Raw genomic sequence first — 24,745 nt, 5'->3', positions numbered from 1 at the left:
ATTCCTCCTATTGCACTGTCCAGCCGCCGTCCAGCACTATGGCTTGACCAGTAATGTTGCGTGACTCATTTGCGAGTAAAAAATTGACGGCATGAGCAATCTCATCCAACCCTATAAAGGCCTTTTTCGGCATTGGCGCCAACATGATATTGTTTATCACTTCATCTTCGCTGATCCCATGCTGTTTCGCTTGCGCGGTAATTTGCTGTTCTACCAATGGGGTTTTTACATAAGCGGGGCAAATGGTGTTCACGGTGATATCGCAGTCTGCGGTTTCCAGCGCCAATACTTTGCCAAATCCCATTAACCCATGTTTTGCAGCGACATAAGCAGACTTATATTTAGAAGCAACTAGAGCATGGATAGAACCAATATTGACGATGCGACCAAAGCCGCCTTTACGCATATGCGGCAATACCGCCTTACACAACATGGCCGGGCCTGTTAGCATCACGTCTTGCAGCAATTGCCATTTATCTTCTGGATAATGCTCTAGTGCTTCAACATGTTGCACGCCTGCGTTATTGATAAGCACATCAATGTTATCGTGCTGACGGATAAAGTCAGCGATGTCTTGCTTATTAGCGATATTGAGTGCAAACGCTTGTGCATTTCCTCCGTCACAGACGATAGACTCGGCTACCGTCTGTGCTTGCGCTAAGTTCAAATCTACGAGCAATAAGCTGTAACCTTGTTTGCTCAGTGCCATCGCGATATAGCGACCAATGCCACTTGCTGCCCCTGTGATCAACGCCGTCTTCATCGTCACTCCTTGATTATTTTGCTAAGAACTGAGCAATGGTGTCAGCCTGTGATTGAATTGAAAAAATACCGTCTAAATGCCCCCAAACGCCTTCTATCTCTGTGATCTGCACGTCTTTATTCTTGGCTTTAAGGGTTTCTGCTAACTTACGAATGGGCTCAGGCCTTAATAACAAGTCATTGCTTGCAGGCATCAACAAAATCTTTGCTGTGATTTTATCAATAGCACTATCAAAATTACCTTGCATGCCTGCGGTGTATAATTGCGAGGCGCGGACTAAATACAAGATTGAATTCGCATCTTGCGTTTCTGCCCTCGCTCGTGCGCGCGTGGCTAGCGTTTGACTGAGTTTAGGAAGCTGACGAATATCTTGTTTTGCTTTGGGATCAAGCACAATAAAGTCTGGAAAACTGGCGTTGTAAATAGCGGGGTGCATCGCGTCTTGCGTAATATTAAGCATCGTGGCTGTGAGTCCAGCAAGCGGCCTTTCCCCGTCGTAGTAGTCCCCGCCCTGCCAATTTGGATCAAGTCGGATAGGTAAAGCCCATTTCTCTAACGCCGCAACGGTCCAAGCATCCATCTTTGCCGCGCCAATCACATGAATTAAACGTGACACCTTTTCGGGATAGCGCACCGACCATTCTAACGCTTGGAAAGACCCCATAGACGCGCCCATCACCGCATGCAGTTTGTCGATACCTAAGCTATCTAATAATTGCTTTTGCACTTCAACAAAATCACCGATGGTCACCACGGGAAAGTCCAAGCCGTAAGGTTTGCCCGTTTTCGGATTAATAGACGCCGGACCCGTCGTGATCACATCTTTACTATGCCAGTTTGCATTGACCAAAGTATCTGCGCTTATCACAAAGTACTTGTTAGTATCTATCGCTTTACCCGGGCCGATAATGGCATCCCAGTAACCCGCCAATACGTCAGACTCTCGATACTTACCCGCAGCGTGAGATGTGCCAGAAAAAAAATGCGTGATCAAAATTGCATTGCTTTTGTCGGCATTTAATTTGCCATAGCTTTCCCAGCCGACCTTAACGTCAGGAATGCTGGCTCCAGACTCCGTAGTAAAATGCGCAAGTGTAAATGCCCGCTTTTCAACCAGCATAGGTTTGTTTGTCTCACTGCCATAGACAATATTGCTGGCAACGAACAAGAGTAACAGGAAAATCCGCTTCATTGCTGTATCTCTCCGTTAAAATAAGATGAATAGGGTTAATGCGAGGGCAACGCCCACCAGCGGCACGACCGCAGTCAACGCCGCCATGGACCAATATGCTCGTTGATGTGTTTCTTTACAGATGGCGCGAATGGTTGTGACCACATAACCATTGTGCGGTAAGGTATCCAAAGCGCCTGAGCTAATTGCCACAACACGATGTAATTGTTCTGGATTGACACCCGCATCAATGTAGTGCGGTGCCACTAAGGGTAACGCAATAGCTTGCCCACCGGATGCAGAGCCAGTTAAACCGGCTATTACACTTACCGCCACCGCGGCGCCAAGTAGCTCATTACCCGGCATCTGTGTCATCATCTCGACCGCTAATTGAAATGCCTCGGTGTTTTTTGCTACCGCACCAAAACCCACTACCGCACTGGTATTACCGATAGCAACTAGCGCCCCAGTTGTGCCTAAGTTAATCGCGGCCCCCATGTTATGAAAATGCTTAAAGTTAATCGCGACAATACTGAGTACACCGCCAAGTAGAGCTACAATGAGTGCACTTTGCTGCAGCACATCATGAAGTGTAAAAGATAAAATCAACACCACGATTAGAGGCAGTACGCCAGTGATTGGATGAGGATAGTTACGTTCATGGATTTCAGGGTCGTCTTCTTTCGCCTCAAAGTGCTCTCCATTTGCCACCGCTTTGGCTATCATCTTTTTCAACCACCAATAGCCAGTAATAGCCATAAACGTGGCAACCACTAGACTGACTTCCCAAGCCGCATAAGGCGACGTACCTAAATATTTTATTGGGATCCAGTTTTGAATTTCAGGGGAGCCTGCCGAAGTCATGGTGAAGGTGACCGAGCCGAAGGCCAGAGTTGCGGGAATAAAGCGCCTTGGTAAATTGGCATCTTTAAATAAGCTGAGCGCCATAGGGTAGACAGAGAAAGCGACAATAAAAACACTGACGCCGCCATACGTTAGTACCGCACAGGCAATCACCACCGCTAATACCGCATGTTTCATACCTAACTTGTCGACAATATAACGTGCCACGCTGTCGGCAGCACCACTGTCTTCCATGAACTTACCGAACAAAGAGCCAAGCAAAAACATGAAAAACCAAGCACTCAAAAAGCCAGCAAAGCCATCCATATAAAGTGTAAGAAAGCTGCTTTCTACAGCTTCTGTGGGAAATAGTGCAACGCCACTCGTTAATGCGACCAATAAAGCGCACAATGGAGCTGCGATAAACAAGTTTACGCCACGGAGAGTTAGCCAAATAAGCAGGCCAAGTCCTCCTGCCAGTCCAAGCATACTGAGCATAAGGGCTTCCTTTTATTGTTATTAATGCCCGTTATAAGTTGATGTGTTGGGCATACTGTTGATGAATATCAGTGTGGCGTGCAGGCGCAATAAAAACCATAGTACTAAGGTTATAGAAGCCCTACACCCCGTGTTAATCCTAGCGTATCAAGGCATTAGTACTAAGGTACTAATAGAAAAACTTTACAACTCTCCTATGCTTTGGTGTGACAACAAGCACCCAAAATGACAATAATAGGGATCACAGGATGAACATTTACCAACCTAGATATTCAGCTATCGCGTTGGCTATTACACTCGCAACTCAAGTCAGCCCAGCGGCAGCAGAACAAGCAACACAATCAGAAGGCAAGCTAGAACGCATTGAAGTCACGGCGCGTAAGACGGTAGAAAACCTTCAAACCGTTCCAGTTGCAGTGACTTCTATCGGTGAAACCGATCTACTCGAAAATGGCATTTCGATACTCTCTGAAGTCCAGCAGTTTTCACCCAATACCACACTTCAAGCTAGCCGAGGCACTAACTCTACCCTCACTGCCTTTATTCGTGGTGTGGGGCAACAAGACCCATTATGGGGTTATGAACCTGGTGTCGGCATTTACGTCGATGACATTTATTTAGCAAGGCCGCAAGGGGCCGTACTCGACCTCCTTGATGTACAACAGATTGAAGTACTACGTGGACCGCAAGGAACGCTATATGGCAAAAACACCATTGGTGGCGCAATAAAATATGTCACTAAGGAAATGTCTGGCGATGCGACATTTAACGTGGTGGGAACGGTTGGTAGTTATAATCAACGCGATCTTAAGATCACAGGTCAATTGCCGCTCGTGGAAGACACGCTCTATCTAGGTTATGGCTTTGCTACTTTGAATCGAGATGGTTTTGGCGAGTTCAAGGTTTCAACGCTACCCGGCCAAGACAAGGAAAACTACAATAAAGAAATTCAAGCTGCGCGGTTAACCTTAGAATATCGTCCAAGCGATGATTTGTTCTTCCGTTTAGCATGGGATAAAACCGACGATGACTCCAACTCTAAAGGGGGTTATCGCTTGTTGCCGAGCTTACTGACTGACGCCCCCGTGCCCGACAGCGTATTTGATTCTTACACCAGTATGCCAACTTGGAATAAAGTCGAGCTTGAGGGATATAGTTTGACCGCTCGCTGGGATCTTTCTGACGCCACCACGATAAAATACATCGGTGCTAGCCGAGATAGTTACTCTCCGACCAATATCGACTTTGATAATACGCCATTACGGATCTTTGATGTACCCGCCATTTATGATGACGAGCAAACCACGCATGAGATACAGCTAAGCCATGCAGGTAGCGGCTATAAATTTGTCTCAGGTCTATATTATTACGATGGCGAATCATGCGGTCAATTCCAAGCAATTTTAGAAGTGTTAGGACAAAGCTTGGGCGCTCCCGGTCTTACGCGAGAAGTCAGTGGTTGTAACAACTCAAATAGTAAAGCCGCGTATATTCAAGGCACCATTGATTTAGCAGAGCAGTGGTCGCTCACATTGGGCGCTCGTTACACTAAAGACAGCAAAGAGGCACAAGTCAGCAATGGTTTGGTCTTTGATGTCGTGTATCCCGAATCAAATTGGATCCCAGGTTATACACGCCCTGCTGGTGAACTCGTACCGTCAGTGCTTGATGATGATGAAGAAGATTGGTCACGGTTTACACCAAGAGTGGGAGTGGAATACCAATACAACCGCGATATTATGTTCTTTGCCAGCTATGCTCAAGGGTTTAAATCCGGCACCTTCAACCCCAGAGCCAGCACCGCAGAGCCTGCTGCAGACCCTGAAATCGTAGATTCATTCGAAATCGGAATGAAAAGCGAGTGGAACGATAATCTAAGAGCCAATATCACGCTATTCACGTTAGATCACAAAGACCGCCAATATATTTCCGTATTGCCCGGTGCAACTTCTGCCGATCTAAACCAACGACTTGGCAACATTGGTAAGTCTACAGCAAATGGTATTGAAGCCGAGCTGAGCTATGTCGCTACAGAGGCGCTGAGTTTTGACGCCGCAATAGGATATATAGACAGCGACTTCGAAGAGGTACTCGACACTAACCCAGACACAGGCGCGACATTTGACAAATCAGACCGCTTTAATATTTCTAACACCCCTGATTTAACTCTTAACCTTGGGGCGACATACAAACTCTACAGTGATATTGGCGATTGGGTATTCAATGCCAGCTACTACCATCGTGGTGATTATGTCTTATTTGAGGAAGATAGCCTACTGACGCAGGATAGCTATGGTTTAGTCAACCTGAGTATTAATTGGTATAGCACAGACGGCAATTGGCGTGTTGGTCTTCATGGGAAAAACCTGACCGATAAAGAATATATGATAGGAGGCTATCAGTTCGTGACACCAGACCCGAGCGATCCGAGTAATGTGAGTAAGTACACGCCGGGGCTTGGTGGTGATAATACTTTGATAGGCTACTTTGGCGACCCAAGAACCGTTTCGCTTACCGTGGGTTATCGTTTTTAGCACCGAAAGCGAGGCTGCAAGGGAGCCTCGCTATCTCAATCACTTGATGTAGTTTTGGAAATACCCTATAACAACGGATACTAGGAGTTAGTTAAGGATGCCTCAGGTGCAAGCAATTATCGCTGATGACCACCCATTATTTCGCAGCGCACTCAAACAAGCCGCTGCACAAGCGATTGGTCATGACCCTATCAAAGAAGCCAGTACCTTAGACAGCTTATTCGAGATGTTGCTCGCGCATCCTGAAACAGAGCTAGTATTTTTGGACTTATCTATTCCTGGCGCGAAAGGTCTCGAAGGTCTTGCCCGGTTAAGAAATCAGTATCCAGACATATTAGTGATCATGGTTTCAGCCAACGAATCGGCAGCCATTATTAGCCAATGCATTGCCCTCGGGGCAAGCGCTTATATTCCCAAGTCTTCCTCACTAGAGGTGATCAGTGATGCCATCAAGCTCGTTATTGAAGGAGAAACTTGGTTACCCGAGATCGTGGATATCGCGCCTGAAAATGACAGCGAACAAGCGCAATTTGCGCGTAATTTAGAAAAGCTAACTCCCCAGCAATATCGAGTATTAACCATGATTGCCGACGGCCTTTTGAATAAGCAGATTGCGTATGCAATGTCGATTCAAGAGACCACCATCAAACAGCATGTTTCAGCTATTTTAAAAAAGCTCAATGTGTATAACCGCACCCAAGCTGGGATCCTCTTTAATCAGCTGGCTACGGATGTGCATCTCGACGATGAAGCGAGCACATAAACAACTAGATTAGTCGCTTAATCATGCGCTTTAGGGCTGGCGTTTTAAGTGGTTTATAGAGTAATGGGATCCCTGCATCACTCACTCGCTCGCGAATAGCCTCGTCGTGGTTAGCCGTGTTAATAATGATTGGCATATCATCAAGCTTAAGCGCTGCTATCACCTCAAGTCCAGTGATTCCATGATCAAGCTGATAATCCGCGATCAGCATATCTGCACGACTCGTTGCTTGCAGCGCGCTAAGCTCTGCTTCATCTCGCGCCACAGCTACTTGGCACCCCCAACTTAGTAATACTTGAGATAATGCATTAAGTGCGTTGGCATCATTATCTAGCAACCAAATAGATAGACCCGATAATTGCGAATCACCGCTGGGCTTGTCAGCGGTTACTTCGGTCTTTTTATCCGTCTGCATTCCAAAACTTGGCAGTGTTAAGGTAAATTGTGTGCCTTTATTAAGTTGTGAGCCAAGGGTGATGGGAATTTCCAACACTTCGCAAATTCGTTTGCTGATCGCAAGCCCGAGTCCTAACCCCTGCGCCAGTTCTTTACTGTGAAGCTGTTTGAACTCTTGAAATATGGCGTCCTGATCTTGCTTTGCAATGCCCACTCCAGTGTCTTCAACAATGATAGAAACACTCTCCCCCTGACATTCAGCAATAAGCCTTACCGTACCAGACTCAGTGTAACGGATAGCGTTACTCAGTAAGTTTCCCAATACCCTTTTTAGCAGTGCTTTATCGGTGTAGAGCATGACATCACAAACCTGCACTGCAAACGCTAATCCTTTGTCTTTCGCTACCGCCCCATATTCATTTTCCAATGGTTCCAGCAGTGACGACAATGCAAAGCGCGAGCGATTAACCTTAAACGCCCCAGCCTCTAACTTTGTGAGCTCAAGAATGCTCGACAACAGTTCTTCAGCACTTGCCAATGAACTTTTGATGCTTTGCGAAAGCTCAGCTAAGTCGGTCCCTTGAGCCTTTTCACTCATCAATGAACAAAACAGGCTCGCTGCGTTAAATGGCTGTAACAGATCATGACTCGCTGCGGCGAAAAAACGGGTCTTACTCTCCGTTGCGTGCTCCGCTTGGCGTTTAGCAGAAGATAAAGCACGGTTGGCATCTATCAACTCTTTGGTCCTTGCCGCGACCGTTTCTTCTAGGTTTACATTAACTTGCTCTAGTAAGGATTGTTGTTTTACAAACTCGGTGATATCCGTATAGGTCGTTACAAATCCACCGCCAGGCAATGGGTTACCTTGCATTTCAAACACTCGGCCATCGTGGTGCTCACGGCGGTAGCGATATGCATTGCCTCGTCGTAAATGTGATAGACGCTTCTCTACTTGCTGCTCGACATCAGCATCACCAAATAGCCCACGCTGCGCATTGTAACGAATAAGCTCAGCCACAGGACGACCGATAAACAGCGCATTGTCTGGATAGTTAAACATTTCTGCGTAGCGCTGGTTCCAAGCGACCAATTGCAGTTGACTATCTACTACACTTATCCCCTGACTGACGTTTTCTATCGTCGACTGCAGTAAGTCGCGATTAAAACGTAGCACCTGTGACGCTTCATCTACAAATTCTGCAACTTGCTCTAAAGGCTGGCGCTTTTCATCTTTGGCGACATCTAAAATCAGTTTCGCAGATGCCCCGCCAACGAGCGTCGACATCTCCCGTTCGATCATATTTTCCACTTGCAATGGCGCTGGCAGTTTCCAGTTTGCAGGCTCTTTAGGAAAATGAAGCTCAACAAGCTGCTGCGCACGCGCTTGCTCGCTAAAGCGCTGCAGTAATGTTGCCAAATCCTGGAAACTCAATACCGTGTTAGCGGACTGTGCAGATTTGGACGGCATTACAAATTTATTGCTTTGTAAGCGCTCAGCAAGACGAGCGGATGAAATAAACGGCACCAGCAAATAAACCAACAAATTTGCACTTAAAGAAATCAGGACGGACTGGCTCGTACTGTCTAACCCCAGACCCAAAAAGTCTAAAGGTGCTAACCATGTGATATTCAAAGGCCCCGCACTCAACCAGTGACTTTCGAAGTTAAAGCCACTAATGAGGCTCGGTAACAATAGCGTGTAAAACCAAATAGCAAAACCCGTCACAATCCCCAATTGCGCACCTAAGCATGAAGCCCCACGCCACCATAAACCAACCACCATCGCGGGCGCAAACTGCGCAACCAAGGCAAATGACATCAGTCCCATATTGGCCAACGTGTTGCCCTCAGCAAGCACGCGATGACTGGCATAACTCAGTAATAAAATGCCAACAATAACCACCCGTCGAGCATTGAGCAGATTAAACTTAGATAAACCCCGATGGCTCGAATTTAACTGCGAGCGGCGCAACAAAAATTGATTGATAAAGTCATTGGTGATCATAATAGATAGCACGATGGCTGAGACTATCACCATACTCGTCGCCGCAGAGAACCCACCTAAAAAGGCTGTCAAAGCGACTAAAGGTGCATCAGATCCCAGTGGTAGGGCAAGCACAAACGTATCGTAACCAACATCTTGACCATTAAAATACACCAGCCCGGCATAGGCGATTGGCAAAATAAATAAATTAATCAGCAACAAATAAACGGGAAACAACCAGCGTGCGGTCTTAAATTGATTTTGTTCATCATATTCAATAAAAGAGGTATGAAACTGCCTCGGCAAACACAGCGTTGCTAATCCCCCTAAAAGAACATGAACTAAATAAACATAGGTTGGGCTAGCCGATGCCTCTATTTGCTTGGTAATTCCCTGCTGCGCTGCCTGGTTAAATAAGTGAGTGGGCGATTCAAAGAGCACAAAACAGACATAAACACCGACAGTAATAAACGCCAGCAACTTAACTAATGACTCAAAGGCGATTGCAGTCATCAACCCTGGGTTATGCTCACTCGGTCTCAGCCTACGTGTACCAAACAAAATGGCAAACAGGGCTAACAGCAAGGTGATATAAAAAGTACTATCCTGCCAAAACGTGACACTCACCCGCTGGGTGTCGCTTGTTAGCATACCGATACTGGCGCTGGTGGCATTAAGCTGAAGTGCAATATAGGGCACGACCGCAATGACAGAGATCAGAGAAATGAGTCCAGACAAACTAGAAGAATTACCGTAACGAGTGGCAATAAAGTCCGCCATGGAAGTGAGCTGCTGCTGGCGGCATATTTCGGCAATTCGTGTGTAGACTTGCCAACCAAATATAAACAGTAAAATCGTGCCAACATAAGTTGGGGCAAGCCACCAGCCATTATTTGCCGCTTGCGCGGTAGTACCAAAAAACGCCCAAGAGGTGCAATACACCCCTAGTGACAAGGCATAGGTAACTTGCTTGGCACGATAAGATCTAAATTTAGTACTCGCCCTATCTGCGCCCCATGCAATGGTAAATAAAAGCGCTAAATAAAGCAGCGCAATAAGACTGATCAGCCCGATAGAAAACATAACTGTGATGATTTTTTATTGTTTGCTCTAGCATAACGGCTGTACTGTAAAAAAACAGCACACTTTAGTGCTATCCCCTCCGGACCTATGAATTTTTTGCAATTGACTAATGATTACTTTTAAAACAAAAATATTTACCTAACGTTAACAGAAAAGGAAATTGACAATGCAATTTAAATTAAACAAAAAACGTCTTAAGAACCTATCAGACATTAACACGCAGTTATCTCCTCAACATACTCCACGGATAAATGGTGGAACGGGTTCATGGCCAACTCCAGCAACCACATCGATTAGAGAAAGGACGTGTGGTTCTGATATAGCTTGCCAAACCTTGCCGGCGTTAATGTGTCAGCCAGACTATAGCCGAATTTGCTAACAGTACTTATAATCTAAAACTGCTCACCGACTTATCGAGTGTGCGGGATAAAGACAGCAGCGATAATGCTTCATCTGACGCGCGCTCGGCTCCCGTAGCAGTCTCTTGTGCAGTTTCACTGATTTCTGTCACACTTTGCGAAAGCTGCTGTGTAACCGTGTTTTGCTCCTCAGAAGCACTGGCAATTTGTAGATTCATATCTTTAATTGTGCTCACAGATGAAGAAATAGCTTGTAACACTTCATCCGTTTTCGCCGATTTGTCTGCTGTATCTTTAGCATCTTTAACGTTATCTCGCATCATGCCAACGGAGCGCTTCGCTTCATTTTGCAATTTAGAGATCATCTCTTGAATTTCGTCTGTACTCTTCTGGGTGCGACTCGCAAGGCTTCTCACCTCGTCAGCCACTACGGCAAAGCCTCGTCCTTGTTCGCCTGCTCTTGCGGCTTCAATCGCTGCGTTGAGCGCCAACAAATTAGTTTGCTCCGCTATCCCCCTGATAACATCCAAAATAGAACCAACCGATTCTGTTTCTTGTTCAAGATTCTCAATGGTTTTGCTAACATTTTCTATTTTACCAACTAGGCCTTCCATTGCTTGCTGTGTTGCAACGACAACTTGAACACCTGAATTAGATTGAGAATCCGCATCAGTCGCAGCATCTGCTGCGAGCTGGGCACTTTGGGTTATCTCAGCAATCGTGGCAGCCATTTCATTCATCGAAACTGCACTATGACTGAGTTGCTCCATTTGGTTATCCGCCCCTTGTTTAGACTGGGCAGTGATAGCACTAAGTGTTTCTGACGAGGAAGACAATGCATGTGTGGAGCTTTGAATTTCTGCAATGATGGCTTTTAGTTTGTCAGCCATATCACGCATTGCCAAATAAATACCGCTCACCGATTCCCCCCTGTCAAATTGTATAGTGAGGTCACCACTGGCTATCCTTGATGCCACTTCCGCGATTTCTTTTGGCTCCCCACCAATAGGGGCTTTGATTAGTCGTGTGATATACCAACTTAAAAAGCAGCCTAACAAAATCACCACAACAGATACTGCAATAATAATTGTTACTGTCTTCCTGCTCTCACTTTGAGCTATGGGACCTAATTCATCCTGTCTTTCCTTGATCGATTCTTTCACACGTGCCAAATACTCTGCGATATTTTGGCCATTAATATTTAGTACTTCGGTAATCAGTCGATTTCTCTCTGTGATAATATCTTGTACTTCTCTCACTCCATCTAAGTAGCGTTCTCCTGATTGTTCTATATCAAACAGTAAATTTTTTGCATTTTCATTCATAAACCTAGACTTAGACTGAGTTAGAAACATCTTCTCTTGCTTTAGTTCATCCATGGCTCTGTTGTAGTCATTTAACTGGTTACTCACTAAGAATTTCGTTACGAAAAGTCTTCCTAGCAGCAGCTTTTCCTGCATATGTGTAGCAACCGCAAGTCCTTCAAAGTCACTCATATCAATGCTAGATTCTATTAATTGCGAAATATTCTTGCGCATTTGAGGGCCTATTTTATCCAGCCCGTCATGAACCACAGTATTTCTACGACCATAAAGTGCCATAATCTCCCTAAAAGCAGTTTCATATGTAACCAAAGCTGTTTCACTTTTTTCAATAAGCTGCTTGCTTTCTTTTTGATTAAGAGCCTCCTTGGCTTCTGCTAATGCATCATGTAAAAGCTTCACTTTCTGTTCAAATTGTTCAATATCGTCTTTTGATTGCTGCTTCAAATAATTCAGCACATTGATCCTAAGTGAGAGCAAGTTAGCTTCCAATGTACTTGCTAGATTGCTCGCTCTTGCCAAAGAGCGATACTCAACAAAATTACTATAACCGCCATTCAATCCAATATAAGCGACGCTAGAGAGTGCAACCATAAGTACAATCATTACTCCAAATGAAGTAGATAATTGTTGGCTTAACCTTAACTTAGAAAGCATAAAAGCACCTGACATTGTATTTATAGATAAGCCCATCAGCATTCATAGATGCCAAAACTATTAACTTGTATTTAATACAATAATCATTGTCGTGTTTTTTGATTTAGTAAAGAAATGTACCGATTAAAAATCGAACAAAGTAAAATAACGACCTTTAATGCTCCATATTTATGATTATCTTGTTGTATAAGGAGCAGCGTATTACGTCCAGCACTGCGATAAAGCTATCTACTCTGGAACAAATAAGTATATAGAGGTAATAACCAACCATCTTCGTTGCGAAAATTAAGCTTTCTTAGGACGTTCAATCACGTCAACTAGCGTCCAAGATTTTTTCTTAGAGATTGGCGCACATTCGCGAATAGTCACGACGTCACCTGTGAGTAGCTGTGTTGTTTTCATCGTGTGCGTGCAACTTAGTTGTACGCTTGATGCTTTCTTTCTATAAAGAGTACCGTAGATCGGGTGTTTAACCTGATGTTCGATAGCTGCTTATAAGAGCTATCCAGAAACGCAAAAGCCCAGCTTTCTTAGGACGTTCAATCACGTCAACTAGCGTCCAAGATTTTTTCTTAGAGATTGGCGCACATTCGCGAATAGTCACGACGTCACCTGCTAGTGCCGTGTTGTTTTCATCGTGTGCGTGCAACTTAGTTGTACGCTTGATGCTTTCTTTCTATAAAGAGTACCGTAGATCGGGTGTTAACCTGACGCTCGATAGCGGCTTATAAGAGCTAGCTTTCTTAGGACGTTCAATCACGTCAACTAGCGTCCAAGATTTTTTCTTAGAGATTGGCGCACATTCGCGAATAGTCACGACGTCACCTGCTAGTGCTGTGTTGTTTTCATCGTGTGCGTGCAACTTAGTTGTACGCTTGATGAACTTACCGTAGATCGGGTGTTTAACCTGACGCTCGATAGCAACAACGATTGATTTGTCCATTTTATCGCTTACTACACGACCTTGAAGAGTACGGATCTTATCGCTCATTATGCACCTGCCTTCTGGTTAATAACCGTTTTAACACGCGCAATGTTGCGACGTACTTTTCTCAGTTCGTGAGTTTGAGCTAGCTGACCAGTGCTCGCTTGCATGCGCAGATTAAACTGCTCACGAAGTAGCTCTAGAAGTTCAGCATTTAGCTCTTCTACGCTTTTGTCTTTTAATTCGCTAGCTTTCATTACATTACCGTCCGAGTTACGAAAGTTGTCTTGAATGGTAGTTTACGAGAAGCAAGGTTGAATGCTTCACGAGCAAGCTCTTCAGAAACACCTTCCATTTCGTAAAGAACTTTACCAGGCTGAATTTCAGCAACCCAGTATTCAACAGAACCTTTACCTTTACCCATACGAACTTCAAGCGGTTTTTCTGTAATTGGCTTATCTGGGAATACACGGATCCAGATTTTACCTTGACGCTTGACGTGACGTGTCATAGCACGACGAGCTGCTTCGATTTGACGAGCAGTCATACGGCCACGGCCAGTCGCTTTCAAGCCGAAAGAACCGAAGCTAACTTTGTTACCGCTGGTAGCCAGACCACGGTTGCGGCCTTTGTGTACCTTACGGAATTTTGTACGTTTTGGCTGTAACATTAGTCGCTACCTCTTACTTAGCACTTTTTTTAGCTTTCTTCGGCGCACGTTTAGCTGGCTTCTCTTGCTCTTGAACTAGTGGAAGACCACCAATTACTTCGCCTTTGAAGATCCAAACCTTAACACCGATGATACCGTAAGTGGTCAAAGCTTCTGAAGTTGCGTAGTCGATATCAGCACGTAGAGTGTGTAGAGGTACACGACCTTCACGGTACCACTCAGAACGTGCGATTTCAGCACCGCCTAGACGGCCGCTTACTTCAACTTTGATACCCTTAGCACCTAGACGCATTGCGTTCTGTACTGCGCGCTTCATAGCACGACGGAACATAACACGACGCTCTAGCTGAGAAGAAATACCGTCAGCAACTAATTGTGCATCTAGCTCTGGCTTGCGTACTTCTGCGATGTTGATTTGCGCAGGTACACCAGCAAGCTTAGTTACAGCTTGGCGAAGCTTTTCAACATCTTCACCTTTTTTACCGATAACAACACCAGGACGAGCTGTGTGAATTGTTACACGGATTGATTTAGCTGGACGCTCGATAACGATCTTAGCTACAGAAGCACTTTTCAATTCCTTAGTAAGGTATTGACGTACTTTGTGATCGCCAAAAAGCTGTTCAGAGAAATCTTTTGTATTCGCGTACCAAGTAGATACCCAAGGCTTTGAGATACCTAGGCGAATACCAGTAGGATGAACTTTTTGTCCCATTACTTATATCTCCTAGCTATCCGATACCACAACAGTGATGTGGCTTGTACGCTTAAGGATGCGGTCTGCGCGTCCTTTAGCACGTGGCATAATACGTTTCATTGTAGGACCTTCGTCTACAAATACTTTAGCCACTTTAAGCTCATCAATGTCAGCACCTTCGTTGTGCTCCGCGTTCGCGATAGCAGACTCAAGTACTTTCTTAACTAATACAGCCGCTTTCTTCGGGCTGTACGCCAGGATTTCTAGCGCGCGATCAACCGGAAGTCCACGGATTTGATCTGCCACTAGACGTGCTTTCTGCGCCGAACCAGAGGCGAATTTGTGTTTAGCTAATGCTTCCATCATACCCTCCGATTAACGCTTCTTAGCTTTCTTATCCGCAGCGTGACCGCGGTAAGTACGTGTAGGTGCAAATTCACCCAGTTTGTGACCGATCATTTCGTCTGTGATGAACACAGGAACGTGCTGACGACCATTATGGACAGCGATGGTCAATCCGATCATGTTAGGTATGATCATTGAACGACGGCTCCAAGTTTTAATTGGCTTCTTGTCACCGCTTTCCAACGCTTTCTCTACCTTCTTCAGCAAGTGTAGGTCAATAAATGGACCTTTCTTGAGAGAACGTGGCATGGCAATTCCTCAACTATTATTTAGTACGACGACGTACGATAAACTTATCAGTACGCTTGTTCTTACGAGTCTTGTAACCTTTAGTAGGTACGCCCCATGGAGATACAGGGTGACGACCACCAGAAGTACGACCTTCACCACCACCGTGTGGGTGGTCAATCGGGTTCATGGCAACACCACGAACTGTAGGACGGATACCACGCCAACGATTTGCACCAGCTTTACCTAGTGAACGTAGCATGTGTTCTGCGTTACCTACTTCGCCAAGAGTCGCACGACAATCAGACTCAACCTTACGAACTTCGCCAGAGCGAAGACGTAGTGTTACGTATTGACCTTCACGAGCAAGGATCTGTACGTAAGCACCAGCAGAACGTGCAATTTGTGCACCTTTGCCAGGTTTAAGTTCAACGTTGTGTACAGTAGAACCTACAGGGATATTACGCATAGGTAGTGTGTTACCAACCTTGATTGGTGCATCAACACCAGATTGGATTGCATCACCTGCTTTAAGACCCTTAGGTGCAATAATGTAACGACGCTCACCGTCTGCATATAATACAAGAGCGATGTTTGCGCTACGGTTTGGATCGTACTCTAGACGCTCAACTTTAGCTGGAATGCCATCTTTTGTGCGTGTAAAGTCGATTACACGGTAGTGCTGCTTATGACCACCACCGATGTGACGAACCGTGATACGACCGTTGTTGTTACGACCACCTGATTTAGAGTTTTTCTCTAATAGCGGAGCGTAAGGCTTACCCTTGTGTAGATCAGGGTTAACCACTTTAACGACGTGACGACGACCCGCAGAAGTTGGTTTACACTTTTGAAGTGCCATAATTCTAACTCCCCTTATTACTCGGCGCCGCCGACAAAGTCTAGCTCGCTACCTTCTTTAAGAGTAACGTATGCTTTTTTCCAATCGCTACGACGGCCAAAACGCATACCAGTACGCTTTGTCTTACCCTTAACATTTAGAGTGCGAACACCAGTTACTTCTACTTCGAAAAGCTTTTCAATAGCAGCTTTGATTTCTGCTTTGTTTGCATCTTTAGCTACTTTGAAAACGATAGTGTTGTTTTCTTCAGCAGATACAGTGCTCTTCTCAGAGATGTGTGGAGCAAGGATTACTTTTAAAAGACGTTCTTCACGGATCATGCTAGCGCCTCCTCAAGTTGCTTAACAGCAGCAGCAGTAATCAGAACCTTATCGAAAGCGATTAGGCTTACTGGGTCGATGCCAGCTACGTCACGCGTGTCAACCTTGTACAGGTTACGTGCAGAAAGGAATAGATTCTCATCTACTTCTTCAGTCACGATTAGTACGTCTTTAAGCTCAAGTTCTTTAAGCTTAGCTACTAGTTCTTTAGTCTTTGGTGCTTCTAGACCAAAGTTTTCAACAACTACTAGACGATCTTGACGAACAAGCTCAGAAAGAATGCTCTTGATCGCACCGCGATACATTTTACGGTTAACTTTTTGGCTGTGATCTTGCGGCTTAGCTGCAAAGCTCACACCACCGCTGCGCCAGATTGGGCTGCGGATTGTACCAGCACGTGCACGGCCAGTACCTTTTTGGCGGAATGGTTTCTTACCACCACCGCGTACTTCAGAACGTGTCAGTTGAGCTTTAGTACCTTGACGAGCACCTGCTGCATAAGCAACAACTACTTGGTGTACTAATGCTTCGTTAAACTCACGTCCAAAAGTAGCTTCGGAAACTTCAAGCGCGCCAGCGCCTTTAATTGCTAATTCCATCACTAAATCTCCAGGACTTATGCTTTAACAGCTGGTTTAACGATAACGTCACCGCCGATAGCGCCAGGTACTGCACCTTTAACTAAAAGCAAGTTACGCTCTGCGTCAACACGTACTAGTTCAAGGTTCTGTGTCGTTGAACGAACATTACCCATTTGACCGGCCATTTTCTTACCTTTGAAAACTTTACCAGGAGACTGGTTTTGACCGATTGAACCAGGAGCACGGTGAGATAGAGAGTTACCGTGAGTTGCGTCTTGCATGCTGAAGTTCCAGCGCTTAACACCACCTTGGAAACCTTTACCTTTTGAAGTACCAGTAACGTCTACTTTTTTCACTTCTGTGAAAAGTTCAACAGTTAGCTCTGAACCTACTTCAAATTCACCTTCACCGCCGTTAAGACGGAATTCCCACAGGCCGCGACCCGCTTCAACGCCAGCTTTAGCGAAGTGACCCGCTGCTGGTTTGTTTACACGGCTTGCTTTTTTCTCGCCTGCAGTAACTTGAAGCGCGTTATAACCGTCAGTTGCGTCAGATTTGATCTGCGTAACACGGTTAGGAGTCGCTTCGATAACTGTCACAGGGATAGATACACCATCTTCAGTGAAGATACGTGTCATACCCACTTTACGACCGACTAGACCTAATGCCATTTTCCTAAAACCTCTCTAATCTTCCGATTAACCCAGGCTGATTTGAACATCAACACCAGCAGCAAGGTCTAGGCGCATTAGCGCGTCTACAGTCTTGTCAGTTGGTTCTACGATGTCGATCAGACGTTTGTGGGTGCGGATTTCATACTGATCACGCGCGTCTTTGTTTACGTGCGGAGAGATCAATACTGTGAAACGTTCTTTGCGCGTAGGTAGTGGGATTGGACCACGAACCTGTGCACCAGTGCGCTTCGCTGTTTCCACGATTTCCGCCGTTGATTGGTCAATCAAACGGTGGTCAAAAGCTTTTAGGCGAATACGAATGCGTTGATTTGACATTCTTAAACCTCAAAATAAAAAGAGCATTTAAAAAGAGCATAAAAAAACGACCGAGACTAACTCAATTATTCCTGAGAAGTCGGTTGTTAATTTATTTCTACCGTTGAACTCACAATTGGAGTTCCTGTTCATAGGGCCTGAAATCCAGACCTTTCATTTACTTTCCTAGACACTATGGTCAAGAAAGTCTGCATATTATAGTGATATTGGTGATAAATGCAACAACTAATACAAAGTAATTTTATCGCTCGGATCCGTAGGCGCTGTCGCGCAGATAAAACGCATTGAACATACACAATATTTCACTCACAAAAAGCACTTAGAGCAAAATTCATTCTACTCAAGCATTTGCTTCTGTTAATCTTCCATAGATATATTGCGGCAGGAAAACATGGATGACACCTTTGAAAATGGTCAGTCCAGTTAAATCTTGGTATTCTATGGTTAATGATAATTGTTCGGTATTCCCATGCAGATTTTTTCTTATTTGCTAACAACCATCGCTCGCTGTAGCAACTGGCTTTTTGTTAAAAGTAAAGTATTGCCAGAGCATCCCATTGAGGATTACGAGCTAGATCCCAGCATTCCCACATTTTATGTAGCGAGACTCGACTCGTTATCAGACATGGTCGCGCTAGACGTTATGTGTAAAAAGCTTGGTTTACCAAGGCCGTCTCAAAAAGCGCGAATTGGCAATAAAGAGCTCAATCGTTTTGTTGGGATCCAGACTCCGCCAAGTGTCTTTGGTAATAGTCATAAACCAAGTGATGCGCTTGAACATAGCAAAGCGATTTTTGAAGCCTTAAAAGATAACGACAATACCGATGCGCAAGTTATTCCAGTCACTATATTGTGGGGTCGTAATCCAGGTAAAGAAAAGCCTGGTGTGGGAACCTTATTATCCAACTCATTAACACCGAGCTGGCTACGCAAATGCTTTGTGATCTTGTTTTCAGGCAGGGATAACTTTGTTCGATTTTCCCGCCCGATTGAACTCAACCAATTGTTAAACGATAAAGCAGACGTTGAGGAGCTGCCACATAAGCTGCTGCGCGTTGCACGCGTGCACTTCCGTCGTCAAAAGTTGGCTGCTACCGGCCCCAAATTACCATCACGTGAGCAGCTATTTAATTCTATCTTAGCGTCGCAAAGCATTAAAAAGGCCATTGCAGAAGAAGCAAAGGCAAAAGGTCTAAGTCAGGAAGAAGCGAGATTACAAGCACTTAGATTATTAGACGAAATAGCCGCAAACTATTCAGACGCCATGGTGCGCGTAGCTGACAGGGCCCTCACTTGGCTGTGGAACAAGCTTTATAATGGTATTGAAGTTAATAACTCAGACAAAGTACAAGCACTTGCGGACAAAGGACACGAGATCATTTACGTGCCATGTCATCGTAGCCATATGGATTACTTGCTTCTAACTTATGTGATTTACCATCAGGGTTTAGTACCACCGCATATCGCAGCTGGCGTTAATCTCAACTTTTTCCCTGCGGGCCCGATTTTCCGTCGTAGTGGTGCCTTCTTTATTCGCCGCTCTTTTTCGGGCAACAAACTCTATTCCGCGGTATTCAAGGAATATTTAAGTCAGTTATTTATCAAAGGGTATTCCGTTAAGTTTTATACCGAAGGCGGCCGCAGTCGTACAGGTCGTCTACTACCACCAAAAACGGGGATGCTGGCAATGACACTGCAATCTATGCTTCGCGGCATTGATAGACCTATATCATTAGTGCCCGTTTATCTCGGCTACGAACATGTTATGGAGATCAACACCTACCTCAAAGAGCTGGCTGGCAACAGTAAGAAAAATGAGTCTATCTTTGGTATTTTTAAGGCGATTAAGAACCTTAAAAACTATGGTAGAGGGTATTTAAATTTTGGCGATCCGATATCAGTCAACCAATTTTTAAATGAACATCAACCAGATTGGCGTGATTCTATCCACCCCACCGAAACTCAAAAGCCAGCTTGGCTGAACAAGCAAGTTGCCGATCTCGCTGATGTCATCATGACTGAGATAAATAACTCAGCAGCACTGAACTCAGTTAATTTGCTTGCGACAATTTTGCTGAGTAACGAGCAATTTGCATTGCCTAAATCACAACTGCTACAACAGCTCGATTTGTATCTTGGACTACACAGACATGCACCTTATCACGACAATGCGACGGTGCCAGATTCGAGTCCTGAGGGCCTACTCGATCATGCGCTTAAGCTTGATAAGTTCGATATTATTGAAGACAGTTTTGGCAGCATCATTAGTGTTAAGGAAAAAGAACGCGCTCTGCTTAATTATTACCGTAACAATATTCTGCACCTGTTTGCCGTACCAAGCTTAATCGCTCAGCAGCTCTTCAATCGCTACAGCTTGACTGTTGATGAGTGCCGCAAAGAGGTAGCGCTGTTGTATCCCTTGTTTGCAAAAGAGTGGTTCTTAACAGACCTTAAGACAGGATATATAGAGTCCATTTTTGAATACTTTGCGGCTAAGGATCTGATCACCTTTGATGGTCACCTTGCCTCAGTTAACAAAGATGGTAGCGCATTGGCACAATTAGAAATGCTAGGTAAAGTGATCCACTTAACGCTTGAACGCTATGCAATCACGATTAACCTCGTTAAGCGTCATCAAGGATTAAGTCGTAGCGAGCTTGAAAAAGAAAGTGCACTTCTTGCCGACCGACTAGGAACTTTACACGGTATCAAAAGCCCAGAGTTTTTTGATAAAAAAGTGCTCAGTGCGTTTGTTACTAGTCTAAAAGAGCAAGGCTTTATAGAACAAGATGAAGCCGTGGGCATTCGCGGCACAGAATCACTACATACTTTAGAGCAGTACTTAAAAACCCTGCTACCTGCTCGAGTACATCAGTCTATTCAGCATATCGTCTAATATCATAAGGCCCCAATTTAGGGGCCTACTTTATGGTGCATAGCAAAGCTTAAGTTAGACGATTATCTACTACTTGCTTTATAACAACAGCAATAACACATAGTGCCGCCGCTATATCTACAGAGATCATTTGATGCGGCCAAACTAAAGCGATACCTAAAAGCGCTAACACCATCCTGATAGGTTTATTGAGCTTCGCCTCCGCATAACCGTATATCGCTGCTACCAAAGCATACATTCCCACAAGCGCGGTGAAAAAAACCTGCATGATCTCGAAGTTACTCCCCCCAATAAACGGTGTATAAGAAAACAGTAAGGGAACGATGTATAGCGCTTTGGCCGTTTTCCATGCTTCTATTCCTGTTGCCATCGGCGGTGTTTTGGCAATTCCCGCAGCGGTAAAAGCGACCAAACATACTGGCGGTGTTACATTGCTATCTTGCGATAACCAAAAAATAATCATATGGGCAGAAAGTAGCATCATGGCTAAATGCGTGGTATCAAATTGGCTACTGCGAATAATATCAATAGCCTCTGGCGGCAAGCTTGCCAAAATAGTAAACACTTGAGCCGCTGTAATATTTGGCTGGTTGTATATCTCACCTAGTGCTGGCGCCATCATACTCATCATCATCGTCGCAGTGTCGTTGAGTTGACCATTTACTATGATCTCTACCAGTGCTGACTGGCTGATCAAGCCATACAAAGCCGGTGCAGAAAGCGTTGCCAACACAATATATGATGCCGTAACAGGCAGTCCCATACCGATAATTAACGAGGCCAGTGCAATCAATACCAACAACAGTATTAAGCTTGCTCCCGCCCATTCATTTATCATTAGAGAAAAAGTAACCCCTAAGGAGCTGATCGAAATACAATTCACCAGCATGCCAATGGCAACCAATAATATTGCTGTCTTGGCGCTGTTTTCAGTTGCATTTGCAAGCGCAGCCAAAATCTTTGACCACCTCATCGGCGCAGGTGAAAACAAAGAAAACAGACACACACTGAGCGTCGCAATACTAACTGCATAAGTTGGCGTAAAGCCATAAATCATCAATGTTACGAGCAACACGATAGGTAATAAATGATGCCAACCGGACTTCAGCTCTTGCCAAGCACTCAATTGCTCTGACTCTAATGCTGGCTGGATGTTCAAGCGCTTAGCTTGAATACGTACAAAGATGGCGATAGATGCGAAATAAAGCAGAGCGGGAACAAAGGCCGCCGCAATTATCGTAAGATAAGGAATTTGAGTATAGGAGGCCATCACAAATACACCAGCCCCCATAATCGGCGGGATCAGCTGACCTCCCGTCGATGCTCCCGCTTCAACTGCTGCCGCAAACTTTGCAGGAAAGCCAGCTTTCTTCATTAATGGAATGGTGATCACCCCAGTCGCCGCTGTATTCGCGATAGCAGAGCCCGATACGGAGCCCATCATACCCGAGCTCACGACAGCAACAAGTCCTTGTCCGCCAACCATGCGACCAACAAGCGCATTGGCAAAGCGAATGATAAAATCCCCAGTTCCTGCTTGGACTAGAAATGCGCCAAACAAGATAAACATAAAGACAAACGTCCAAGAAATTTTAGCAATAGGTCCAAACAAGCCGTCATCAAAGTAATTGCGAAATAAAATAGTTTCTGCGCTTAAACCAGCAAAATGAAACACGCCATCGATATACTGTCCCAAAAACAATACATAGCTCATCGCCAGTAGGATCATCATCGGGATAAACCAGCCCATACAGCGCCGGACCAACTCAAGCGCGAGGAGTACAGCGGTGGAAGATGCTATCCAGTCAGCCGTAGCAAATTCATAATTACGCGCAGCCAGCGCATCACTGTACAGAACAAGATAGCCACAGCTCACGATTAAACCGATAAACAGCCCGATATCAATAACGCTAGAAAGCACTGCTAACTTGCCAACTCTAAGTGGCAAGGTGAGCAAGATAATGCTACCAAATAGCATGAAGTGAATGGCTGAAATATAGTTATCCGGCCAAGTGGCGACCAAGTTAAAATAGAGGTGCAACAAACTCGTGAGTATCGCTAAATAAAAAGCGATCCGCTCACGAGCTGCTGTTGGTGCTACTAATGTGCTTTGCTCATTGCTACTATTACTCATTGATAGATACTATCCCGTTTTACTTAGTTGACGGCGTTACTGCAGATGAGCAGGTACGGCAATACCTATTTCTTTATAATACTTCAGCGCACCGGGATGTAGCTTGGCAGGCAGTCCCATGAGTGCCTTTTCTATCACCATGGCTTTAGTCGCCTTATGGATGGTTTGAAGAAAGACTAAATTTTCATAAATTGCCTTGGTGAGCAGATATACATCTTCCTCACTCATGTCTTTATGTGCAGCAAGAAAGTTTGGCTGGGCAATCGTTTTGATTGCGTTAGTTTGGCCGGGGTAAGTGTTAGCTGGGATCTCGAAGCGTGACCATAGCTCTACCTCAGCGTTGACTTTATTTAGCTGCTCATCAGTAAAATCCAGCACCGCGATACCATTGGCATCGGCTGCATAAGCACTTGTAACAGCGCTGACAGGTACTCCTGCTGGAATATTCATTCCCGCAATCTGACCATTTTGTAGGGCGCTAGAAGAGCCCGCGTAACCTTTATGCACCAAAGTGAATTTGTCACTATCAACGCCCAGTGCAGCCATGATGTGCTTCCCAGAACCTTCCGTTCCAGAGTTACGCTTACCAATGCCAAACCCTTGTGAATATAGGTTTTTCAAATCTGAGACGTTGCCCGTTTTGGCATACTTCTTAGCAATGACAAAGTGCTCTACGTTTTGCCACAGCATAGTCACAGAACGCAGATAATCTTGTTTGCCAACGGATGCCATTGCCCCCGTCCCCTGCGTCGCCCACGCACCGTAAAGACCCTGTAGAATAGCCAGTTCAGCTTCTTTATTACGCATGAGTTTGAGGTTATCACCAGAACCAGCAGAGGTAATGGCCGACACGCTCATACCGTGCTGCGGCGTGACTTTTAGCTTAGTTAGTGTCGCAATCGCGACGCCTACTGGGTAAAAAGTGCCACCAGATGAGGCTGTTGCCAAAATATAGGATCTGTCTTTATCTACATTAGCAAAGCTTGCAAAAGTACATAGTGACATTGTGATACTGAGCACAGCAGAAATTGTACGAGCCGAAAGACCTAACATCTTTACACTCCCTAATTTTAGGTTTTATATGGGCTTATTGTGCACACCTTTACGCAATTAACCAAATTTTTACGTGACTGGTGGCAGGATATCAGCATATAGAATAGGGAGATTAAATGGTGAGAATATGGATTTTAAGCTATCGAAAGCAAATATAAGAACATTATCGAGTTGTTCGTTATAAACATCACAATGACAGAAATGATGCTTTTATAGGAGAATGACCCTGTTCGCAGGCCGCGATATAAAATCGCTGCTACGAGGCATTAAAAAGTCTGTATTTCTTATTTGAGAATGACCCTGTTCGCAGGTCGCGATATAAAATCGCTGCTACGACAAAGAGTTTATCGCGAGGTAAACTCGCTCCCACCACAAAAATTCTTTCTTTGAAATCGCGATATAAAATCGCATCTACAAGGCATTAAAAAAGGCCGTACTCTTTATCAGAGAACGACCTTTTTTGCTGGTCGCGATATAAAATCGCTGCTACGAAGATTACTCTTCGATTGTTGCTACAACACCAGCACCTACTGTACGGCCACCTTCACGGATAGCGAAACGTAGACCTTCGTCCATCGCGATTGGTACGAT

22 protein-coding genes and 3 pseudogenes are annotated in these 24,745 nt (G+C 44.9%); 4 read left to right on the top strand and 21 right to left on the bottom strand.

Going from position 1 to position 24,745, the window contains the following annotated elements; all coding sequences use genetic code 11:
- Positions 1 to 7: 7 nt before the first annotated feature.
- The 3 genes from MHN32_RS08195 to MHN32_RS08185 are packed head-to-tail and all read right to left on the bottom strand — an operon-like array spanning position 8 to position 3,275.
- The gene (locus MHN32_RS08195; RefSeq protein WP_239421477.1) at positions 8 to 763 is read right to left on the bottom strand and encodes a 3-hydroxybutyrate dehydrogenase; all 756 of its coding nucleotides are present in this window, start codon (positions 761 to 763) and stop codon (positions 8 to 10) included.
- Between the two features lie 13 nt (positions 764 to 776).
- A complete protein-coding gene (locus tag MHN32_RS08190) occupies positions 777 to 1,955 on the bottom strand; it encodes a homoserine O-acetyltransferase (RefSeq protein ID WP_239421476.1) in 1,179 nt (392 codons plus the stop codon).
- Between the two features lie 15 nt (positions 1,956 to 1,970).
- A complete protein-coding gene (locus MHN32_RS08185) occupies positions 1,971 to 3,275 on the bottom strand; it encodes an SLC13 family permease (protein ID WP_099031119.1) in 1,305 nt (434 codons plus the stop codon).
- A 248-nt stretch (positions 3,276 to 3,523) separates the two neighbouring features.
- Here MHN32_RS08185 and MHN32_RS08180 point away from each other — a divergent pair, with 248 nt between their 5' ends.
- Positions 3,524 to 5,809 carry a TonB-dependent receptor gene (locus MHN32_RS08180; RefSeq protein ID WP_239421475.1) on the top strand — a complete coding sequence of 762 codons (2,286 nt, stop codon included), beginning with the start codon at positions 3,524 to 3,526 and terminating at the stop codon, positions 5,807 to 5,809.
- Between the two features lie 97 nt (positions 5,810 to 5,906).
- A complete protein-coding gene (locus MHN32_RS08175; protein ID WP_102055898.1) occupies positions 5,907 to 6,572 on the top strand; it encodes a response regulator transcription factor in 666 nt (221 codons plus the stop codon).
- 4 nt (positions 6,573 to 6,576) lie between these two features.
- Here MHN32_RS08175 and MHN32_RS08170 read toward each other — a convergent pair whose 3' ends face one another.
- Positions 6,577 to 10,035, bottom strand: a complete 3,459-nt coding sequence (locus MHN32_RS08170; RefSeq protein WP_239421474.1) for a PAS-domain containing protein — start codon at positions 10,033 to 10,035, stop codon at positions 6,577 to 6,579.
- 166 nt (positions 10,036 to 10,201) lie between these two features.
- Between MHN32_RS08170 and MHN32_RS08165 the strand changes: the two genes are divergently transcribed.
- The gene (locus tag MHN32_RS08165) at positions 10,202 to 10,414 is read left to right on the top strand and encodes a hypothetical protein (protein WP_158299091.1); all 213 of its coding nucleotides are present in this window, start codon (positions 10,202 to 10,204) and stop codon (positions 10,412 to 10,414) included.
- Positions 10,415 to 10,420: 6 nt separating this feature from the next.
- Here MHN32_RS08165 and MHN32_RS08160 read toward each other — a convergent pair whose 3' ends face one another.
- The 14 genes and pseudogenes from MHN32_RS08160 to rpsJ all read right to left on the bottom strand — a co-directional run bounded on the left by MHN32_RS08160 (position 10,421) and on the right by rpsJ (position 18,071).
- A complete protein-coding gene (locus MHN32_RS08160) occupies positions 10,421 to 12,373 on the bottom strand; it encodes a methyl-accepting chemotaxis protein (RefSeq protein WP_239421473.1) in 1,953 nt (650 codons plus the stop codon).
- A gap of 285 nt (positions 12,374 to 12,658) precedes the next feature.
- On the bottom strand, positions 12,659 to 12,859 hold the full coding sequence (gene rpsQ / locus MHN32_RS08155; protein ID WP_102055895.1) for a 30S ribosomal protein S17: 201 nt from the start codon (positions 12,857 to 12,859) through the stop codon (positions 12,659 to 12,661).
- Positions 12,843 to 13,067: pseudogene (locus MHN32_RS08150) on the bottom strand (30S ribosomal protein S17); the annotation flags it as partial. The gene rpsQ (MHN32_RS08155) and the pseudogene MHN32_RS08150, both read right to left, overlap by 17 nt.
- Positions 13,068 to 13,109: 42 nt before the next feature.
- Positions 13,110 to 13,364, bottom strand: a pseudogene (gene rpsQ, locus MHN32_RS08145) (30S ribosomal protein S17); the annotation flags it as partial.
- On the bottom strand, positions 13,364 to 13,555 hold the full coding sequence (rpmC, locus tag MHN32_RS08140; protein ID WP_058031280.1) for a 50S ribosomal protein L29: 192 nt from the start codon (positions 13,553 to 13,555) through the stop codon (positions 13,364 to 13,366). The gene rpmC and the pseudogene rpsQ (MHN32_RS08145), both read right to left, overlap by 1 nt.
- Positions 13,555 to 13,968, bottom strand: a complete 414-nt coding sequence (gene rplP / locus MHN32_RS08135; protein ID WP_095728988.1) for a 50S ribosomal protein L16 — start codon at positions 13,966 to 13,968, stop codon at positions 13,555 to 13,557. Before rplP ends, rpmC begins: the two co-directional genes overlap by 1 nt.
- Before the next feature lie 13 nt (positions 13,969 to 13,981).
- Positions 13,982 to 14,683, bottom strand: coding sequence for a 30S ribosomal protein S3 (rpsC, locus tag MHN32_RS08130; RefSeq protein ID WP_010376374.1), 702 nt, complete (start codon positions 14,681 to 14,683; stop codon positions 13,982 to 13,984).
- 12 nt (positions 14,684 to 14,695) lie between these two features.
- Complete coding sequence (gene rplV, locus MHN32_RS08125; RefSeq protein WP_010376375.1) at positions 14,696 to 15,028, bottom strand: 50S ribosomal protein L22; 333 nt, start codon at positions 15,026 to 15,028, stop codon at positions 14,696 to 14,698.
- 12 nt (positions 15,029 to 15,040) lie between these two features.
- Positions 15,041 to 15,319, bottom strand: a complete 279-nt coding sequence (gene rpsS / locus MHN32_RS08120) for a 30S ribosomal protein S19 (protein ID WP_010376377.1) — start codon at positions 15,317 to 15,319, stop codon at positions 15,041 to 15,043.
- 16 nt (positions 15,320 to 15,335) lie between these two features.
- Positions 15,336 to 16,160, bottom strand: coding sequence for a 50S ribosomal protein L2 (rplB, locus tag MHN32_RS08115; RefSeq protein WP_010607737.1), 825 nt, complete (start codon positions 16,158 to 16,160; stop codon positions 15,336 to 15,338).
- A 17-nt stretch (positions 16,161 to 16,177) separates the two neighbouring features.
- Complete coding sequence (rplW, locus tag MHN32_RS08110) at positions 16,178 to 16,480, bottom strand: 50S ribosomal protein L23 (RefSeq protein ID WP_095728987.1); 303 nt, start codon at positions 16,478 to 16,480, stop codon at positions 16,178 to 16,180.
- Positions 16,477 to 17,079: a 50S ribosomal protein L4 gene (gene rplD, locus MHN32_RS08105; protein WP_088529602.1), complete on the bottom strand. Its 603-nt coding sequence runs from the start codon at positions 17,077 to 17,079 to the stop codon at positions 16,477 to 16,479. Before rplD ends, rplW begins: the two co-directional genes overlap by 4 nt.
- A gap of 17 nt (positions 17,080 to 17,096) precedes the next feature.
- Positions 17,097 to 17,732 (bottom strand): 50S ribosomal protein L3, encoded by a 636-nt coding sequence (gene rplC / locus MHN32_RS08100; protein WP_010376387.1) that lies wholly within the window; start codon positions 17,730 to 17,732, stop codon positions 17,097 to 17,099.
- 27 nt (positions 17,733 to 17,759) lie between these two features.
- Positions 17,760 to 18,071 (bottom strand): 30S ribosomal protein S10, encoded by a 312-nt coding sequence (gene rpsJ, locus MHN32_RS08095; RefSeq protein WP_010376390.1) that lies wholly within the window; start codon positions 18,069 to 18,071, stop codon positions 17,760 to 17,762.
- Positions 18,072 to 18,540: 469 nt separating this feature from the next.
- On the opposite strand from rpsJ, the gene plsB reads away from it, so the two are divergent.
- On the top strand, positions 18,541 to 20,967 hold the full coding sequence (plsB, locus tag MHN32_RS08090) for a glycerol-3-phosphate 1-O-acyltransferase PlsB (protein ID WP_239421472.1): 2,427 nt from the start codon (positions 18,541 to 18,543) through the stop codon (positions 20,965 to 20,967).
- A gap of 49 nt (positions 20,968 to 21,016) precedes the next feature.
- Here the strand turns inward: plsB and MHN32_RS08085 are convergent, their stop codons facing one another.
- The 3 genes and pseudogenes from MHN32_RS08085 to MHN32_RS08075 form a co-directional block, all read right to left on the bottom strand.
- The gene (locus MHN32_RS08085) at positions 21,017 to 23,101 is read right to left on the bottom strand and encodes a TRAP transporter fused permease subunit (RefSeq protein WP_239421471.1); all 2,085 of its coding nucleotides are present in this window, start codon (positions 23,099 to 23,101) and stop codon (positions 21,017 to 21,019) included.
- A gap of 36 nt (positions 23,102 to 23,137) precedes the next feature.
- Entirely contained in the window at positions 23,138 to 24,154 is a 1,017-nt protein-coding gene (locus MHN32_RS08080; RefSeq protein WP_239421470.1) for a TAXI family TRAP transporter solute-binding subunit, read from the bottom strand.
- A gap of 495 nt (positions 24,155 to 24,649) precedes the next feature.
- Positions 24,650 to 24,745: pseudogene (locus MHN32_RS08075) on the bottom strand (elongation factor Tu); the annotation flags it as partial.

The organism is Pseudoalteromonas sp. Of11M-6 (assembly GCF_022347905.1).
Classification (GTDB): Bacteria; Pseudomonadota; Gammaproteobacteria; order Enterobacterales; family Alteromonadaceae; genus Pseudoalteromonas.
This window is presented reverse-complemented; position numbering and strand designations above follow the sequence as displayed.